Origin of the sequence: Tannerella forsythia (assembly GCF_001006485.1) — a bacterium.
GTDB classification, from domain to species: Bacteria; Bacteroidota; Bacteroidia; order Bacteroidales; family Tannerellaceae; genus Tannerella; species Tannerella forsythia.
Window position 1 is genome coordinate 1 of sequence record NZ_JUET01000045.1, and the last position, 419, is coordinate 419.

The 419-nt window shown below is 59.2% G+C and carries 2 protein-coding genes; both read right to left on the bottom strand.

The genetic code is table 11. From position 1 onward, the window contains the following. Positions 1–201 (bottom strand): site-specific integrase (locus Tanf_RS16625; RefSeq protein ID WP_201774575.1); only part of this gene is annotated, 201 nt, incomplete at its 3' end. Positions 202–212: 11 nt separating this feature from the next. Continuing rightward, positions 213–419, bottom strand: a 207-nt coding sequence (locus tag Tanf_RS16630) for a DUF484 family protein (protein WP_046824735.1), incomplete at its 5' end; no start/stop codon positions are given.

Here is a 419-nt window from a genome sequence, read left to right on the forward strand (position 1 = left end):
TCGGAAATCGCGCGGGTTTAATTGCAGAAGAACGGCGATATCGGGTGTGTCACCCTTATGCCCCCGGACAAAACCAAGGAAGGCATACAGATCGGCGAGATAATTTTCGGTGGTGTGATCGGAGGCGCGCCGTTCGGCGGAAAGCCATTGCCGCCAGTCGGCAATGGCATCGCGCACGTCTTTGGGCAGGGTCAGGGCCATAAGCCCCTTATTCATTGCGCCGGTGTCAGCCATCGGCGCACACCAAATTCGATCACGGAGGCGAGGAACATGATCAGGTCATGAGCCTGTGCCGGGCTGAAATAATCGGGTTCGGCGACGCCAAACGCCACCAGCCCGACCGGATCGCCATAAAAGGGTGCGACGCGGACAATGGCGGCGGAGCGGATATTATCGGCCTGCGGGCCAAAAATCGCCTC